This window comes from Paenibacillus sp. MAH-35, from assembly GCF_058135425.1.
The window spans coordinates 22765-39688 of sequence record NZ_JBYUPU010000037.1; the positions used below are offsets into that span (position 1 = coordinate 22765).

16 protein-coding genes and 1 tRNA gene are annotated in these 16924 nt (G+C 54.2%); 1 reads left to right on the forward strand and 16 read right to left on the reverse strand.

Annotated features, from left to right (window positions below; all coding sequences use genetic code 11):
- Positions 1–17: 17 nt before the first annotated feature.
- The 12 genes from AC3Y2E_RS27110 to yabP all read right to left on the reverse strand — a co-directional run bounded on the left by AC3Y2E_RS27110 (position 18) and on the right by yabP (position 11809).
- Positions 18–548 (reverse strand): GbsR/MarR family transcriptional regulator, encoded by a 531-nt coding sequence (locus AC3Y2E_RS27110; RefSeq protein ID WP_190931674.1) that lies wholly within the window; start codon positions 546–548, stop codon positions 18–20.
- 260 nt (positions 549–808) lie between these two features.
- Positions 809–2779 (reverse strand): ATP-dependent zinc metalloprotease FtsH, encoded by a 1971-nt coding sequence (gene ftsH, locus AC3Y2E_RS27115; RefSeq protein ID WP_379216030.1) that lies wholly within the window; start codon positions 2777–2779, stop codon positions 809–811.
- Positions 2780–2868: 89 nt separating this feature from the next.
- The gene (hpt, locus tag AC3Y2E_RS27120; protein WP_379216032.1) at positions 2869–3411 is read right to left on the reverse strand and encodes a hypoxanthine phosphoribosyltransferase; all 543 of its coding nucleotides are present in this window, start codon (positions 3409–3411) and stop codon (positions 2869–2871) included.
- 67 nt (positions 3412–3478) lie between these two features.
- Positions 3479–4918 (reverse strand): tRNA lysidine(34) synthetase TilS, encoded by a 1440-nt coding sequence (gene tilS / locus AC3Y2E_RS27125; RefSeq protein WP_379216034.1) that lies wholly within the window; start codon positions 4916–4918, stop codon positions 3479–3481.
- Between the two features lie 68 nt (positions 4919–4986).
- Complete coding sequence (locus AC3Y2E_RS27130) at positions 4987–5907, reverse strand: serine/threonine-protein kinase (RefSeq protein WP_379216036.1); 921 nt, start codon at positions 5905–5907, stop codon at positions 4987–4989.
- Positions 5891–6652: a VWA domain-containing protein gene (locus tag AC3Y2E_RS27135; RefSeq protein WP_379216038.1), complete on the reverse strand. Its 762-nt coding sequence runs from the start codon at positions 6650–6652 to the stop codon at positions 5891–5893. Before AC3Y2E_RS27135 ends, AC3Y2E_RS27130 begins: the two co-directional genes overlap by 17 nt.
- 196 nt (positions 6653–6848) lie before the next feature.
- Positions 6849–9341: a stage II sporulation protein E gene (spoIIE, locus tag AC3Y2E_RS27140; RefSeq protein WP_379216040.1), complete on the reverse strand. Its 2493-nt coding sequence runs from the start codon at positions 9339–9341 to the stop codon at positions 6849–6851.
- A 391-nt stretch (positions 9342–9732) separates the two neighbouring features.
- Positions 9733–9806 (reverse strand) — tRNA-Met (locus AC3Y2E_RS27145).
- Positions 9807–9944: 138 nt separating this feature from the next.
- A complete protein-coding gene (locus AC3Y2E_RS27150; protein ID WP_379216042.1) occupies positions 9945–10415 on the reverse strand; it encodes a S1 domain-containing RNA-binding protein in 471 nt (156 codons plus the stop codon).
- Positions 10416–10587: 172 nt separating this feature from the next.
- Entirely contained in the window at positions 10588–10911 is a 324-nt protein-coding gene (locus tag AC3Y2E_RS27155; RefSeq protein WP_190931666.1) for an FtsB family cell division protein, read from the reverse strand.
- A 29-nt stretch (positions 10912–10940) separates the two neighbouring features.
- The gene (yabQ, locus tag AC3Y2E_RS27160) at positions 10941–11531 is read right to left on the reverse strand and encodes a spore cortex biosynthesis protein YabQ (protein WP_379216045.1); all 591 of its coding nucleotides are present in this window, start codon (positions 11529–11531) and stop codon (positions 10941–10943) included.
- Positions 11528–11809, reverse strand: a complete 282-nt coding sequence (gene yabP, locus AC3Y2E_RS27165; protein WP_190931664.1) for a sporulation protein YabP — start codon at positions 11807–11809, stop codon at positions 11528–11530. The genes yabQ and yabP overlap by 4 nt, the downstream gene beginning before the upstream one ends.
- A gap of 136 nt (positions 11810–11945) precedes the next feature.
- Here yabP and AC3Y2E_RS27170 point away from each other — a divergent pair, with 136 nt between their 5' ends.
- On the forward strand, positions 11946–12860 hold the full coding sequence (locus tag AC3Y2E_RS27170; RefSeq protein WP_379216047.1) for a hypothetical protein: 915 nt from the start codon (positions 11946–11948) through the stop codon (positions 12858–12860).
- Positions 12861–13056: 196 nt separating this feature from the next.
- Here AC3Y2E_RS27170 and AC3Y2E_RS27175 read toward each other — a convergent pair whose 3' ends face one another.
- From AC3Y2E_RS27175 to AC3Y2E_RS27190, 4 genes are all read right to left on the reverse strand, one after another.
- Positions 13057–13317 (reverse strand): RNA-binding S4 domain-containing protein, encoded by a 261-nt coding sequence (locus AC3Y2E_RS27175; protein WP_190931662.1) that lies wholly within the window; start codon positions 13315–13317, stop codon positions 13057–13059.
- On the reverse strand, positions 13317–13589 hold the full coding sequence (locus AC3Y2E_RS27180) for an HU family DNA-binding protein (RefSeq protein WP_110843797.1): 273 nt from the start codon (positions 13587–13589) through the stop codon (positions 13317–13319). Before AC3Y2E_RS27180 ends, AC3Y2E_RS27175 begins: the two co-directional genes overlap by 1 nt.
- Before the next feature lie 113 nt (positions 13590–13702).
- Positions 13703–15196 (reverse strand): bifunctional methyltransferase/pyrophosphohydrolase YabN, encoded by a 1494-nt coding sequence (gene yabN, locus AC3Y2E_RS27185; RefSeq protein ID WP_379216050.1) that lies wholly within the window; start codon positions 15194–15196, stop codon positions 13703–13705.
- Between the two features lie 12 nt (positions 15197–15208).
- Complete coding sequence (locus AC3Y2E_RS27190) at positions 15209–16867, reverse strand: putative polysaccharide biosynthesis protein (RefSeq protein WP_379216052.1); 1659 nt, start codon at positions 16865–16867, stop codon at positions 15209–15211.
- Positions 16868–16924 lie beyond the last annotated feature (57 nt).

The following is a 16924-nucleotide window of genomic DNA, read 5'->3' on the forward strand; positions in this document are numbered from 1 at the left end:
GGTTTCTATCTTACCCGCTAAATGGGGTCCCGGTCAGAGCCGGCACGCATCTCACGGATTAAACTTTCCATCTCTTCCTCAATCCCCTCAAGTCTGCGGAATACGACACGGTAAAAAGCCGCAAGCTCCATAAATCGCCGCTTCAGCGAGGCTAACGCCGCCTTCTCTTCCTCCTTTACCGATTGTGAATCCGGAAGTTTACGGAGCGTATCCTCGATTCTTTGCATATCGAGCGCCAGCCGTTCGGTAACGCTTCGCATCGAGATTTGCAGGTGGTCTTCCGGGACGCAGTAATAATCCTTACGGTCTTTCCCCCTTGCCAGTTTCAGACAGAACCCGTGACTTACGAGCGATCGTACCTGGATGCTCACAGCCGCCTTCGTCACACCCAGCCTCTCGGCAATTTCCTGGAGACTTACCGGCTCGGGGGAACAGATCAGCAGCGAGTATATGCGTCCGACCAACGGACTCAGGCCGCCTTGCTCGAACATCAGGGCCATCTTCTCCATCAAATCGGAGCGGAAGCGTTCAAACTCTTCGCTGCCCATTCATTTCCTCCCCCATCACGTTTACATCGTTAAAAAAGGTTTTAACGATCTAATCGTAATCGCAACGGTAAATTTCGTCAATTGGTTGGAAACGGTTTTATTTGTGAACTTTTTAAAAGGTGCCTAAAATTAAACAATAGGGAATAAAAATGTTCCTATTTCCCTGCATAACGCAGGCGCTCGGCATTTCGATACAAGATAAAAAACAAAAAACAACCGGCCCCCTTAAGGGACCGGCTGAAACCTGACAACGAACGATATTAGCTATCTTTCTTGTCATCCTTTTTCTCTTTATCGAACTCGAGTTTGTTGGAATCGGTATTCTCATCCTGAGTCTGGATGTTGACCTTCGGCTCGTCTTCCTTAGATCCTGCTCCGGTTGCACTTTCGCTCGAACCGGTGTCTTGGATCGCGCCTTTCTCAAGCAACTCGATAATTTGATCTTTGTCGAGCGTTTCACGCTGAAGCAAGGCATTAGCGACCAAGTGAACCTTGTCGGTGTACTCGGTCAATATTTCCCGGGCCCGCTCGTAGCTCGAACGGATAATATGCTGCATTTCCTTGTCAATCTCATAAGCAATCGCATCGCTATAGTTCTGATCGTGTCCGATATCGCGGCCAAGGAATACTTGACCCTGGGTATTACCGAACTGCATCGGTCCCAGCTTATCGCTCATGCCGTACTCGACGATCATGCTGCGGGCAAGCGCTGTCGCTTTCTTAAAGTCATCATAGGCGCCCGTGCCGATTTCGCCGATAAACATCTCCTCGGCGACTCGTCCTCCGAGCAGACCGGTAATCCGGTCAAGCAGTTCCGACTTGGTTGCGAGCAGACGATCCTCGCCTTCCTTCGGAATGCTGAGCACGTACCCGCCTGCACGGCCGCGCGGAATAATCGTAACTTTATGGACAACGTCCGCATGCTTCTCGTAATATCCGATAATCGCATGTCCGGCTTCGTGATAAGCAATCGTTCTTTTCTCCCGATCGCTGATCACGCGGCTTTTCTTCTGGACGCCGACGATGACGCGGTCAAACGCCTCTTCGACCTCATCCATCGAAATGTCTTTGCGGCTGCGCCGGGCGGCGATCAATGCCGCTTCGTTCATCAGGTTCTCCAGATCGGCTCCGCTGAATCCGGTTGTGTAACGGGCAAGCGCGTCAAGCTTAACGTCTTTATTAAGCGGTTTGTTGCGGGAATGGACTTTGAGTACCGCTTCCCGGCCTTTGACATCCGGACGGTCAACCGTAATTTGACGGTCGAAGCGGCCTGGACGCAGAAGCGCAGGGTCCAAAATATCCGCACGGTTCGTAGCGGCAACGATAATGATTCCTTCGTTCGCCCCGAAGCCGTCCATCTCGACGAGCAACTGGTTAAGCGTCTGCTCGCGCTCGTCGTGTCCTCCGCCGAGTCCGGCCCCGCGCTGGCGGCCGACGGCGTCGATCTCATCGATAAAGATAATACAAGGCGAATTTTTCTTCGCATTCTCGAACAGGTCGCGTACCCGGGATGCCCCGACACCGACGAACATTTCTACGAAGTCCGAACCGCTTATGCTGAAGAACGGCACGCCCGCTTCGCCGGCAACCGCACGGGCAAGCAGCGTTTTACCGGTACCCGGAGGGCCTACGAGCAAGACGCCCTTCGGAATTCTGGCGCCGAGCGCCGCGAATTTCCGGGGATCTTTAAGAAACTCGACGACTTCGACCAGTTCCTGCTTCTCCTCATCGGCTCCGGCTACGTCGTCAAACGTAATCCGCTTCTTTTCTTCATTATAAAGACGGGCGCGGCTTTTGCCGAAATTCATCACTTTACCGCCGCCGCCTTGAGCCTGATTAAGCAGGAAGAAGAACAGAATGAAGATGATAACGAACGGAATAATGGACGTAAGGAACGTGATCCATACGTTATTCCCTTCCATCTTCTCATACACTTCTTTGGTTATGTTGCTCTGCTCAAGCAGTTCGATGACACGGGGGTCGAAAGGAGCATGGGTTTCAAATTGCAGCTTGTCTGTACCGGATTGTTTAAGTTTCCCCCGGATCAGATATGTATAGCCGTCAAATTTCACCGCTACTTCTTCGATGTTGTTATTTTTCAATTCCTCACGGAATTTCGTGTACGTAAAGGTCTGCTTCGTCTCATTCTGGTTGCTGATGAAATGCACGATTCCGACCGTAACTAAAAATATGAGCAAATAAAATCCGGTGTTTCGGATGATCCGATTCATCCCCTACCTCCTCTCGGGCGACGCACGTTACTTATTGTACCACAGCACGTCTTTCCACTACAATAGAACGAACCTTGCGCGCGTACGTCTTACGGCTTCGTATAAACTTCAGGCTTCAGTACGCCGATATACGGCAAGTTCCGGTACTTCTCCCCGTAGTCGAGTCCGTATCCCACGATGAATTCATCGGGAAGCGTAAACCCTTTGTAGTCCGGCTCCAGCTCCACGGATCTTCTGGCCGGCTTGTCGAAAAGCGTGACGACGGTAACAGATAAAGCGTTGCGGCGTTCCAATACGTCGATCAGATAGCTCAAGGTCAGTCCGCTGTCAATGATATCTTCGACGATCAGCACGTCTCGCCCTTCCACCGTAACATCTAAATCTTTAATAATTTTCACTACGCCCGACGATTTGGTCGACTGGCCATAACTTGATACCGCCATAAAATCAATTTCGAGCGGAATCGGGATGTGTTTTACCAAATCCGCCATAAAGATGAATGCGCCCTTCAACACGCAGATGACGAGCGGGTTCCGGCCTTCAAAGTCCCGGGCAATCGTCTCCCCAAGCTCTGCTACCTTGTGCCGGATCTGTTCTTCGCTGAACAGAACGTTCTGAATGTCATTTAGCAACCATGGACCCTCCTACTTTATACATATGAAAGCATGAATGGCCGCATTCTTGGGAAGGGTTCGTTGCCTATCCTCCGGCGGAGCGGACCTTCATGACCAATACCCGGGCTGTTTGTTCGGTTACGGGAGCATGGGCTGATCTTCGCACCCCGGGGATCCATAGGATTTGCCCCGTCGCATCCAGCACGTGCGGGACGGTTCTTCTAACGTCAGGCGGTATTTTGGCGTCGATGAACATATCTTTTACTTTTTTCGTTCCCTTTAAACCGAGCGGCGCTATCCGGTCTCCCGCCTGTCTGCTTCGCACCGATAGCGGAAATGTCACCCGGTCCACATCGAAGTAGGCTTCGCCTGTGCCGATCCCCCCTCCAGCCTGAACCGCCAACGTTTCCGTTTGTTCGGCCAAGGCCAGCCTGCATTCCAGCACAAGGCCCGCCTCGGGAAGAAGCAGCGCTTGATCCGGCGCAGTTATTGCGTACACATACGGCTCAAACTCCGGCAGCGACGGGACGAAACGAACTGTATCGTACACGCGCAAGAGCTTTAACCGTTCATGCAAGTCGATCGTAAATGATTCCCCCCGTTTCCGGGAAATCGCGGAACGAACCGTCTCGATCCGGGCAAAATCGGATAAGTCGGCCTCCGAAAAAACATAATTTAATATTAGTTTAATCAACCGCCTTTGTAAAGCGAGAGGAAGCTCGATAAATCGTTGCGATTCTAGGCTGCACCCGATTCGCTGTCCGCTGCGTTCCACCGTTACGAGCTCGGTGAAGCGGGCTTGCGTCTCGGCTTCCATCCATTCGTCCTCCGCTCTCATCGTATCGGCCAGCCGATTCAGCGATTCGGGCAGCTTATCGTTGTAGCGCCGCAAAAAAGGCAAAACGTCCAGCCTGATCTGGTTGCGGAAGTATTTCCGCGACTCGTTGCTGCTGTCCCGGCATACCGGCAGTCCGTATTCGGCGCAATGGCATTCCAGCTCCGATTTGTATATACGTAACAAGGGGCGGATAAGTTCCAAATTTTTTTCCGATCTTCTCAGCGGAATTCCGGCCAGCCCCGACGAACCGGCTCCCCGCAGCAGACGCATAAGCACCGTCTCTGCCTGATCATCCGCATGATGGGCCAGAGCGATCGTGCCGGCCCGAACCTTAGCCGCCGTTTCAAATAAGAAGGAATACCGTTTCTCCCGAGCTGCAGCTTGAGCGTTCATCCCGGTTTCGGCTATGTAGGCCGGCATGTCGCATGACCCCACTTCGCAAGCTATACCTAACCGCTTGGCAAAGCCGGCGACCATGTCCGCCTCCCTATCCGATTCTTCCCCGCGAAAGCCGTGGTTGAAATGAGCAGCGATCAGTTCGAACTCCCGTTCCTTCGCAAGCATAAAAAGAACGTGCAGCAGCGCCATCGAATCGGGTCCGCCGGAAACTGCCACCACGATCCGATCTCCCGCCTCCACGAGATTGTCGCTTCGAATCGCGTTATCTACTTGCTTCAGCAGTTCCATGGCCGTACACCTTTCGTTTGACGCGTCGCACGCTCGAGGAGCGCCGCACGTTTGGTTGTATTTACCTTTCATCCTTTAAAGAAAAACATATATAACACGGATACAAATAATCCGATCGATCCTAAAAACGCAGCCGGAATCCAGCCGGACGACTGCTTGCGCCGCCGCGGGTCCATAATCGGTCCAGGTTTGTTCATCGCCTGTTCCCATTCGGCGGCAGCCTCCGCCGAGCTGCGGTAACGTCCGGTTACCGCCTTCTTCAGAATCCGCGCCACAGGCTTGCACTTCGGGCAAAAATCAATCAGCTTCAGCAAATCTTCCTTAGACCGGCTTTGCGGCAATTCTTTGGAAATCTCCTGAAGCCGATTGCCCATCCCGCCGATCTGCAGACAAAATACGGCGAAACCGAACAAATCGTAGCTGTCGCCCGCCACCCGATCGCCGGCATTCCAAAAGCCGCAGTCATACAATTCGGTAAACTGCCTGACCGACCGGCCGCGGGCCGTTACTCCTCCGTAATCGACAAGCTCCACTTCCCCATAACCGGAGACGAGCACATTGTCCGATTTGAGATCGCCGAATCCGTAGCCCAGACGGTGCAGCGCGTGGAGCTTCCTCAGAAGATTCAGGCCGATCAGGTAAAACCAGTCGGAGCCATTACTTCTTATATAAGGTTCAGGAGGTACTCCCTTTACATAACGCATCACATAAAAAGGATATTGCATCCCGTTCAGCACGACATCATCGGCATCGTACAGAAACGGATCGCCCGTCTTTTGATCAAGCTCGCGGAGAACGTTTACCTCCATTTGCAAATCCACGGCATCAAACCCGAACTTCAGAGCGAAGTGCCGGCCTCCCGCCCCTACGAGGAACACTTTGCCGTTGGCGCCCTCTCCGAGCAGCCTTTCGATCCGGTACGAACGTTTGTTCCACTTGCCGCAGACGATATCCCCTTGGGTCAGTACCGTCTTAGACGATGTAGTCACTCCATACCCCATCTCCGCCGCTCGCTCTGGCAGCGCGGCCCGCTTCCCTCCGGTCTTCGGGAACCGCAATCCGATCCGCCGTTCCGTAATCCAGTATATACCGCGCCGCTTTTACAAGCGCGGGACCGGTAGGCGTTGTCCCCTTCATGTTTAAGTTATAGAACAAATCCCCTATTTTTGCAAGATCTGCGGTCCACTCCACCAAGACGTCGGCTTCCGAGCGGCCTGGGAAGTTCAGGACCGCCATCTCGCTTCTTCCCTTCCGGGCGCGCAGACTGGCCAGCAGATCCCGGCAGGCGTCCTGGGCCGCTTTCAGCTTCGGCCTCATACTGGCGCTCGTATCGATCAACAGAGCGACTCGTAGCGGACTGGTCTCGCTCAGATCGTCAATAACTCGTACAATCGGCCCCCTTCGATCCGGCGGCAGCTTCTCCAGAGCGGCTTCCGGTCCCATAATGTGGCGAATTTCCCGCTGCACGGCCTGGTGGATCGTCTGCACAACCGTTTTGCGCGTCATCATCTGCACCGTCTCGGCCAAAGCCCGGAGCGGCACGATTCGGCTCATGCCACCCCCGGCTTCCGCGATTTCGGCAATCTCTGCAGCCCCGCGCTCTCCGATGTCACCTTCATCGATCACTCCGACCACATTCACAACAAGTCCGCGGCTCCGCGCTTGCGCCGCAGCGACGACCGGGCTCACTCCGCTGTTCGAGCAGCCGTCTGTTATTAACAGAATTTGTTTCATACTCCGACTCTCCTTTTATTAGGAAATCTAGATCGTTCTATCATCTAGTATTTCCGCAAAGGAAGAGTGCGATACCCGGTAACCGTTCAGCGGCAAAGCCGCCGCAGCCGGGACGTCTCGAGGTAAAGCGCCTCCCTTCTATTCAGGGAAGCGCCGGGATGACCTAGCTGCGCTGACATGTAAGAGAACCTCCGCTTCAGCTGACCGTCTTCGGCCGTTCCATCCTGGTCATGCCCGGCCAGCGGAAAGTGGCCCATTCCGGTTTGTATTTCTCGATTCGGGCGACGACTACAGTCATGTCATCTACGATCTCCCCCTCATGGTATCTTACGATTGTATCGAGCAAGCAGTCGGCGAAGCTTTGCGGTTCTTTGACGTCGATTTCCTGAATGATCCGTTTCATCCACAGTTCTTTATTAACGGCGGGACCCGGAGCATCGAAGATGCCATCCGTCATCATGATCAGCGTATCCCCCGGTTGCAGCTGCATCGCGACCAGGTCGACATCGATATCGTGCACGATCCCGATCGGCAAATTATTCGCCGAGATTTGAATGACCTCCGCCCCCCTTTTAATATAACTTGGCGTCGATCCGTTCTTCATAAATGTCGTTTTGGCGCTATATTGATCGATAAGCGCCACATCGACGGTGGCGTACATTTCATCTGACGAGCGCAGCATCAGCACGGAATTTACCGATTTGATCGCCAGCTTCTCGTCCATACCCGATTGCAGCAACTGCTGCAAAATCGACAGCGCCGCGCTGCTTTCCGCCCGGGCCCGCTCTCCGTTCCCCATGCCGTCGCTGATCGCGACCGCGAATTTGCCGTTGCCGAGCTCCACCATGCTGAAGCTGTCTCCCGACAGCAGGTCGCCTCCTTTGGCCGCTCCGGCCACCCCCGTTTCCACCTCGAATTCCTTCGCCGAACCGAACACCACCGTCGCGTATCCGTCCCCCCGGCTGGAAACCTCCTCGCTTCGTACGGCGATATTCTCGCCCAAAATGTCGGACAGCAGCGGCGCTATAATTTTGCGGCACTCATCAAATCCTTTCGTATATTGGTGAATGATCTCGATCTCGACATTCCCCTCCTCCAGGCAAATAACGTCAATGGCATGAATGGACAGTCCGAGGTCCTCCAGCGCCTCGCGGATTTGTTCTTCCTGCAGGAACAGCGTATGCCCCTCCCGCTTGATCTCCTTCGCCAGATCCTCCATCACCTGGGACACTCCGGTAAGCTGCTCCGCCACCAATTGACGGCTCTCCTGAATTTGCTTCTTCCAATGCTGATCGTGCTGGTACAGTGCATATTGCTGCTTCATGACCTCCAGCACCTGATCCGTCTTCCCGCACGCCTGCTTCCACGAATTCGGAATTTCCCTCTTGCTCATGTTCTCGCGCCTCTCGACCTCGCTCATCATCTCCGTCATATATTTATGAGTCTGATAAAACTTGCTTCCCCAGCACTGCTTGTTCTTCCAGCAGGTCGAGCATGTTCGCTCGGCGACCGAGTTCATAAAATGTCCGTTTTCCCGTTCCTTCACCTCGTTCTCGTCCATATGGGTAAGCTGCTTGAAGCTGCTCGACAGCTGGCGGAACACTTCCGAGAACTGCTCGACCCGGCCGGCCGTAATATCTCTCACCCGTCTGGCGTAATCGTGCTGGGACTTTACGTTCTCCTGCGTACCCGGGACGTACTTGGCGATCGTCTGCATGACGCTGCGGGGCGTCAGCAGGAAAAGCAGCACCGCCGCTACCGACTCCCAAGTGGAGCTCATCACCTCCGATTGACTGCCGATATACACTGATAAGATAGACGATCCGAGCAGCATCCCGAACGCTACGGCCATCCGGCCCGCTTCCTTCAATAAACCTGCGAGCATGCCCGAGAAAGCGAGAAGACTCATTTGGTAGATCGCATTGACATTGGCCAGGCTCAGGATGAGACCGGTTATGACACCGACAGACGCGCCGAGGGGAGCTCCCCCGACAAAGGCGAAGATGAGAATCAAGTACCTCGACAGCACATGTTCCACCGATACGGATTGAATCGTCCATCCGACGGTTCCCGTCATGACCGACGCCAGCAGGATGATGAGACATATAATTTCTTCATTTTTCAAATGATAGTTTTTGCGGGTCATCGTAAATACCGGAATCGCCTGGATGAAGATGAGGGTCAGGACGAAGCTGAGCGCCGCTTCTACCGCAGTCAGCATTAGCGTGTACCAGGTCAGCTCCGAGGCGACGACGTAGCCGAATAGCTGGACGGCGAAGGCTGAGGTGAACACGATGACCGGGGCGTACGACAGATCCGATCGTTCGTATTTTTCCAGCCCTTTCTGAATGAGCAGGAATACGATCATTTCCGTCAGAATGTAGCCGGTCTTCATCTCAACCGCGAACAGGCTGCCTAGAAGGAGAGACAGTCCGACCCACCTCGTAATATCCCGGCGTATGAAGTACGCTACCGCGAAAAAAGCGATTGCAAATGGAGCGAGCTGTTCGAGGATCATCGCCCTCCCCAGTAAAAAAGCCATCACGACTAGTACAAACGACCATTTCTTGGCGACAACCGATTGAACAAACCGGTTCTCCATCAGGGCGCTCCCGCTTCCCGACTTCGCTTTCTGCAAGATCCCGCTCCACGGTGCGGACTTTCCGTTCAGCATACTCCATTTGATCATAGGGCTGACACACCACCTTCGTTCGTTTCTTGTGCTCCCTATTATAGAAAACAATCTAGCATAAAGTTTGTCACAATCAGTTGCTAGACGGAAAGAATTTTCCGACAAAAAGGGCCGGACCGCGCGGTCGCCGCGAACCGTTGGGGGATATGACTTGAGGCGTTTTCCGGTAAGCGGATTGATGGGCGGACTTGTCTATTCTTCGGACGGCGTCCTTCTCCAAGCCCTATCAAGCGGGGTAAAACAGTGTCGATTCAGTAGGTGTTCGCCGGTCGGGACGACAAAAGAGGCGAAATCCTTCCAAAACTTCCTTCGGCAGCCCGTTTCGGCAAATTAAGCAAGCAAAAAGCCCCGATCACGTGTAAAACGTGTCGGAGCTTCTCGTATTCGATAGCGGCAGAGGGGATCGAACCCCCGACCTCACGGGTATGAACCGTACGCTCTAGCCAGCTGAGCTACGCCGCCATAACAATTCGAAAGTATATACCAGAACGGGATTGATGTCAACATGCGGACGGCGGCCTATCCTTGAAACCAAAAAACGCCGATTGTCCCGCAGGAAAATCGGCGTATCAGAATCCGTCTTAACTGAGCCAGCCTGAACTATACCCGGCGCGCGCCTCTTCCGCCCCGCTTGCCCTCGGTGTTCTTCTTTAAGGACGAGATGCGCTCTTCGCTGTCTTTGAGGAAACGCGACATTTTGTCCTCGAACGTCATTCGATTTGCAGTCGGTTTAAAGGGGCGTCCACCACGATCATTTCGGCCTCCCCGATCATCGCGGTCCCGATTGAAGCTGCGCTCGGGACGCTCCGGACGCTGCGGTTGTTCTCCCGGCGGCTTGTCTACCGCTTGGCGAATGGATAAGCCGATCTTGCCGTCCTTGTCCACATTGATGACTTTCACCAAGACTTTGTCTTCAAGCTTGAGATGATCGTTGACGTCCTTTACATAGTTGTCGGCAATCTCGGAAATGTGAACAAGGCCGGTTACGCCTGCAGACAGTTCCACGAATGCCCCGAAATGAGTAATGCCTGTCACCTTGCCTTCCAACTTGGTGCCCACTTCAATTGCCATAGAATGAAACGTTCCTCCCTAAAATATGTTGGAAATAATCTCTCATACCTATCCATACGCATTTCTCGCAACTTTTGCGACGGTTCCGGCGCAAAATGTGCACCAACAGGCAAAGGATCGGATATGGAGATTATACAAGATCGGTGACATAAAGGTCAATAAGGACGTGGGCTTACGGTGATTTGGGAGTGTAAAATAACGTTTCCCCCGGTTTGGAATAGTGATATTCTTTCCTAATTTTTTGTAAAATATATTCGGGATCGTTCAGACGCTCGATCTCGGTCTGGTATTGTTCGTGCATTTGGACGGTTTCGAGACGTTTCTGCTCCAGCTGTTCGACTTGAGCCGCTTTGACACCGAGACGCCCTTGCTGATTCCACAGGATTAGAGCCGCCCATGTCATAAAGCCGATCATCGCAAATGCGAGCAGTCGAACTCGGCGCCTGGCGCCTCTATTCGATTGTTCCGGTTTCCCGGCTTTGGTTGCTTCGCGCATTGCTATGCGGTTCCTCCAAACATGATGGATTACCCTTTCCTGCCGAATATCTTCCTGACTGCTTGTACCCATCGTCCGCATAGACTGGCGAATCGTTTCCACCAGTTGGGCGCTTTGAACCGCTTCTTGAGCGGTTTGTAGATGGCGCGTCCCAGAAGAAGGAATGGATACAGCAATTGTAGCACAATTTTTCCGAGGAAAATAGAGAGCGCCCACAAAAATCCAAAAACGATGATAACAAGCCGGTACAGAAGCACAATCGGCTTGATCAGCAACAGCTCCGTCAAACGCCGCACAAAGCGGACCAGCGCCTGGATGATTCGGATCACAAGCAGTACGAGCTTGATCGTCCAGCGGCTTGCGATCCGGAAGTACAACCATACCCCCAGCAGCAGGCCAAGGAACACGTACAGCCGGACTTGTCCATGGTTGCTGTAGAGAAGCGTACGGAACACGAAGAGGGTGGCGGCAAACCAATAGACGATGTCGAGCAGCGGTACGAGCCAGCGGGGAGGCCGCAGCCGGCCGGACAGGACGCGGTATACGTCGAACATAGCCCCCATGAACGCGCCGCTGCCCGCCATCGCCGATAAGGTGATAAATTGGACGTATAGGCTCACTTGAACAACTTCCCTAGAAAACCTTTGGATTTCTCGTGCGCATTTCCGTCCAGGTAGGTGAGTCCGTGCACCGTGCCTTCTATCGCGACCAGCCCTTGCTCAAGGTTCAAGTTTTTAATATGCAGGTTTTGCCCCTTGATGGCCAGGAATCCGCATTCGGTTTCGAGCAGAAACTCCTCGCTGTCGAAGCTTTCGACATTGAGCACGCCCGAAATCTCGAGCAGCTTACGGTTCAGCATCTTCACTTCCTGACGCTTTTGTTTCATCGGATCGATCATGGCATGTACCCCTCCTCTACAGCTAGATTATGGGAAGGGGTCACGTTTTAGAACGGTTGTCTGTCTTTCGGACCAAACTTTAACCAAGCTTCTTGCGTATAAGAGGTAAAGGCAGTAAGAGGAGGTTGGGAGGGAATTGACAATACGGACGAAACTAATTATGTTAGCAGCGGCCGCGGTAGCCATCCTAGGTGCGGTGTGGGCGTTCAACTACCGGGACGCTTTGAGCAAGCGGCTCGAAGAGCCGGTCTTTCTCGAACACTATATCGATCTTCAAGATGAGAATTACGGCTACTTCCATCTGTATGCGATCGAGAATGTGAAGGACCCGGTCCGTCCAGTCAGAGCCAGCTTCCCGGAAATACCGGATGTGCGCATTACGATCGGGGAACCGGAACCGCGGGAGCGTTATTATCAAATCCGCAAGTATACTGTAAATATAACGGAACCGAGCCGCCGTTTAGCAGATGGACAGCAGCGCCTGGATATCCGGAATATGGAGGTTGTCTACAGCAACGGGGAAATCGGACGTCCGGACATCGGCCGAATCACGCTAATTCCTAGAACGGCCGGAAGTGCGGCGGAAGGCGGCAAGCCTTCCCTCCAGTTCAGCTCCAGCGGCGGTATCGTCATCGACGGATTTTCCGGCGGTCATGATACGAAGCAAGCGGCAGAGCCCCTCGCCCTAATCGGCTGGCTGCTTCCCGAAGCTCCTCATCTGGAGTCGAATCTGGAGCTGTATTTCTTCAAAGGCGAACGCAACCAGCCCCGCAAAGATCCGCTCCCGCTGGTGAAGCTGCCCTACACGCTCGAAGCCGGAGAGTTTTTTACGACCGCTTATACGTTCAAGTTCCCCGACAGTTCGGCCTCGCCGGGGGCTATGTCGGTTTACCAGTTGAATGGCGAGCTGCGCTTTATGCGCGGAGACAACTCCGTATTTGCGTCCAAATACATCGTGCAATATACCCCTACGCTGGACCGGGAGATGATTCTTGAATGGGTTCGTCCGTCGCTGCACAAGAAATCCCAGGAAACTCCCGGGAACTCCTGACAGAGCTGAAACAGGGACCCGGCCGGAATTCGGACCCCTTAGTTCAACCAACTGGTGACGCCAGCCCCTTTATGCGGATTAGTAGTCCCAAGCCGCTCCTGCCCGTGTCGAGGCGGCTTTTTTGGACAACGGTGTTGATTCTAACCATTCCAGATATTAAAAAAACCGGCCCCATTGGCCGGTCTTCGCTATCGAATCAATCCTGATTCGATTCTTCCTTGATCACCGTATACATCTCGCTGGCTTCTTCTTTCCGGGAAGTTTCGGAGATCCGCTCCACCCGAACGGTTACGCTCTTCTGTCCGAAACGGATCATCAGCTCGTCGCCGATCTTAACGGTGCTGCTCGCCTTCGCTTCCTTCCCGTTAATCCAGATGCGGCCTTGATCGGATACGTCCTTGGCGACCGTGCGGCGCTTAATCAATCTGGATACTTTCAGAAACTTGTCGAGACGCATTATTTTACAGCTTCTTTAAGCTTGTTGCCCGCTTTGAATGCAGGAACTTTGGAAGCAGGGATTTTGATTTCTTGGCCCGTTTGCGGGTTGCGGCCTGTACGACCGGAGCGCGTACGAGTCTCGAACGTGCCGAAACCGATCAATTGTACTTTACCGCCAGCGGACAATGCATCCGTTACTTCACCCAAGAAACCGTTCAATACGGATTCGACATCCTTTTTGGACAATCCGCTTTTAGCAGCGATGTTGTTTACGAGATCTGTCTTGTTCATCGATTGATTCCTCCTAAAATAGTTGGCTGAAAGCTTACGCCATATTAGCTATAGTTACCTGGCTCAAAAAGCCTGTACGGTAGTAGTATTCTTTGTCGGTCAGGAAATTCCTTCTACACTCCCGCATTTTTCGAAAGTTTTTTTGCTTCCTGCCAAAATTTTTCCATCTCATCCAACCCTGTCTGCTCAAAGGATTTGCCCGATTCACGCAGTTTTTGCTCGATATATTCGAACCTCCGGACGAATTTCCGGTTCGTCGCCGCAATCGCTTCTTCGGGGTCAATCCGCAAAAATCGAGCTAAATTGACAACAGCAAACAACAGATCGCCAAGCTCGCCGGTCCGCTCCTCCTCCGCCGCCTCCTTCAACTCGCGCAGCTCTTCTTCGATTTTCGCGTACACTTCATCCGTTCTCTCCCAGTCGAAACCGACCTGAGCCGCCTTCTTCTGAAGCTTGTACGCCTTCATCAAGCCCGGCAAATCGCGCGGAACACCCGACAAAACGGACAGCTGGGCGACATCGATTCCCGCCCTCCGCTTCTCCTCCGCTTTCATCGCATTCCAGTTTTGCAGCGCCTCCTCGGAGTCGCTAGCTCCCTGATCGCCGAACACGTGCGGATGACGGCGGATCAGCTTCTCGTTCAGACCTTCGATGACGTCGAATACGTTAAACGTACCGGTTTCCGCCTCCATTTGGCTATGCAGCATAATTTGCAGCAGCAAATCGCCGAGCTCCTCGCACATCGCCTCCGGGTCGTCGTCGTCGATCGTCTCCAGCACCTCGTACGTTTCCTCGATCAGATTTTTGCGGATACTCGCATGGGTTTGCTCCCGATCCCACGGACATCCTTCCGGACTTCGCAAAATCTCGACGATTTCACGCAGTCTCTCGAACGAACGCATCCGGACCGAATCGTCCTTGGCCCGGGGAATCCAGACAAGCGACAAATTGCCGTACCCTTCCAGACGGTCCAGCTCATACAGCGGTACGGTGACGATCCGTTCGCGCCCCGTCACTCCGAGCTCGTGGCCTACGACTACCTCATAATTGTCAGGCAGCGCGTCCATGAGAAACAGTTTGGCATCGGAAGCCGTATGCGTGTCATAGACTTGGGCGATTAATGTATGCATCCGGGGATCGAGAACAGCGGAACCTTCGGTTGAAAGCGCGGTCGCATCGATCAGCGCAAAACCTTCGATCGGGTCGAAACCGAACCGGGTGAACGCCTGATCCAGGAAGCTTTCCCCGCCGGTCACCGTCAAATCGATCCCTTCGTCCGGACAACGCCCGCGGAGCAGCATGGTTGTCGATTCGGCCACCATCGGATGCCCGGGTACGGCATACACGACAGGGCCGCCACCGGCCTTGGCAGCCTCAATCAGTTGTCCGACGATCGTATCGTATACGTCTGCAAACGAACCGCGGGATTCGTAGATCCCGTCGAACGATTGTACCGCAACGCCGTTTTGTTTTAAATAATCGATAACCGGATGATGCTCTGTACGCACATACACAGATTCGGCAGATTGAAGCGTTTTCCAGACGCCTAACGTCAGTTGATTTTCGTCTCCGGAACCGAGTCCGACGACAGTGATGGTTGCTCGCATGTGGGTCCTCCTTTAGTTTCGGTGTCGCAGCAGCCGCGCTTTGCGCAGCAAGGATACCAGCTTGTTCCCGTGCTTCGGAACGGCGCCCAGCTCCTCCGCGCTGATCGCCCCTGTCTTGAACAGCGTCAAGGCGAACGCCAGAGCCCCTGCAGCGACGGCCAGAAGGGCAATGACCGTCATCCGCCATCTGTACGACAGTTCCGGCGCGGCTTGCGTCAGCAGCGGTTCTGCCGCCCCTACGACGGCTAATGCGGCCAGACTTAGAACCAGCGTACATACGGCAGGTTTCCATGTATAGTCGCGCCATGGCATCCGGATAAATCCGAGTCTCCGCAACCGGTACACGTTCAAGGCGGCTGCAACCGCATAGGCGGCTACCGCGGAGACGGCCGCTCCGGCAATTCCCCATACCGGCATCAGCCATACGTTCAGCACAACCTTCACCAGAGCGGCCGCAAGCAGATGAAGAACGGTCGCGCGTTCTGCGCCAAGTCCTTGAAGCATAGCCCCCGAGACAATCTGCATTACGCTGAATACGGCGGTAAAGGCCAAAATCATCATCACGCCGTAGCCCTCGGCTTCTTTATAAAACATCACATTCAGCGGCATGGCCGTCACGGCGAGTCCTGCCGATGCAGCCAGACCGATCAGCCAGGTCAGGCGAAGCGAAGCCTCCGCGCTCCCCCTTACTGCGGCTAACGTTCCGGACGCCTTCGCTTCGGAGATGGCGGGAACTAGCGCTACAGACATCGAGGAGACGATCATCGCCACCAGTTGAACGAGCGGCAAACCGTGATTGTACAGCCCGAACTGAGCCATCGCTCCCGCTTCGTCATAACCGCTTCTGGCGAGCAGACGGGGCATCGTAAACGTATCCACCAGCGTCAATACCGGGAGCACGATAGCGCCCAGGCAGATCGGCAGCGCATAAGCGATAAAGCGGCCGTATCCGACACGCGGTCCGTTTGTCGTATCGGGTCGCACAACCGGCCTCAAGCCGCGCTCCCTCAGCCGGTGAGACCGCCAATAGAGAAGGACGACGCCAAGCCCCGCCAGCGCCCCTGCTGCGGAGCCGAACGTCGCTCCTGCCGCAATCAGGCTGTCCGAAGCATCTGCACGGACGAGCATGATCAGAAGCGCGACCATTACGGCGACGCGTACGAATTGCTCCGCAACTTGGGATACGCCGGTGGGCGCCATCTGTCCGATTCCTTGAAAATAACCGCGAATCGTCGCCAGCGCCGGAACAAAAAACAAAGCAAACGAGACGCTTCGCAAAGCCTCTTCCGTTTGCCGGTTGCCGATCCACGAGGCGATCGTCCCGGCTCCGAAATAAAGCAGGACGAAACAGACGAGCCCGGTGCCTACCGCCAGCTTCAGCGCCATCTTCAGAATGCTGCGGGCTCCGTCCGGCCTCCCCAGCGCCCGCTCCTCCGCTACGAAGCGAGAGACGGCGACCGGGAAGCCGGCCGTCGCCAAAACCAATATCGTGATATAGAGCGGATAAACCGCATTATAAATCCCGAATACGTTGTCGCCGGCTACGTTCTGCAGCGGAATTTTCTGCATCGTACCGAGCAGCTTGGACACGATTGCGGCCGCGCCAAGCACGACTGCGCCCTTGACTAGCGCCCTTGCGGGAACCTCCGTCGGGCCCGGGCCTTGTGACATGCGCTTCCCTCTCCATTCGCAACCGACGCTTTGACTTTGTACACTAAAGTACAATGC

Bases quoted from the DNA above. Each gene is read 5' to 3' on its own strand.
- ftsH (WP_379216030.1), bottom strand. From the start codon at position 2,779: ATGAATCGGATCATCCGAAACACCGGATTTTATTTGCTCATATTTTTA.
- AC3Y2E_RS27135 (WP_379216038.1), bottom strand. From the start codon at position 6,652: ATGAAACAAATTCTGTTAATAACAGACGGCTGCTCGAACAGCGGAGTG.
- tilS (WP_379216034.1), bottom strand. From the start codon at position 4,918: ATGGAACTGCTGAAGCAAGTAGATAACGCGATTCGAAGCGACAATCTC.
- AC3Y2E_RS27180 (WP_110843797.1), bottom strand. From the start codon at position 13,589: ATGAACAAGACAGATCTCGTAAACAACATCGCTGCTAAAAGCGGATTG.
- yabP (WP_190931664.1), bottom strand. From the start codon at position 11,809: ATGATCGATCCGATGAAACAAAAGCGTCAGGAAGTGAAGATGCTGAAC.
- AC3Y2E_RS27190 (WP_379216052.1), bottom strand. From the start codon at position 16,867: ATGTCACAAGGCCCGGGCCCGACGGAGGTTCCCGCAAGGGCGCTAGTC.
- AC3Y2E_RS27175 (WP_190931662.1), bottom strand. From the start codon at position 13,317: ATGCGTCTCGACAAGTTTCTGAAAGTATCCAGATTGATTAAGCGCCGC.
- spoIIE (WP_379216040.1), bottom strand. From the start codon at position 9,341: ATGATCAAATGGAGTATGCTGAACGGAAAGTCCGCACCGTGGAGCGGG.
- AC3Y2E_RS27150 (WP_379216042.1), bottom strand. From the start codon at position 10,415: ATGGCAATTGAAGTGGGCACCAAGTTGGAAGGCAAGGTGACAGGCATT.
- AC3Y2E_RS27155 (WP_190931666.1), bottom strand. From the start codon at position 10,911: ATGCGCGAAGCAACCAAAGCCGGGAAACCGGAACAATCGAATAGAGGC.
- AC3Y2E_RS27110 (WP_190931674.1), bottom strand. From the start codon at position 548: ATGGGCAGCGAAGAGTTTGAACGCTTCCGCTCCGATTTGATGGAGAAG.
- yabN (WP_379216050.1), bottom strand. From the start codon at position 15,196: ATGCGAGCAACCATCACTGTCGTCGGACTCGGTTCCGGAGACGAAAAT.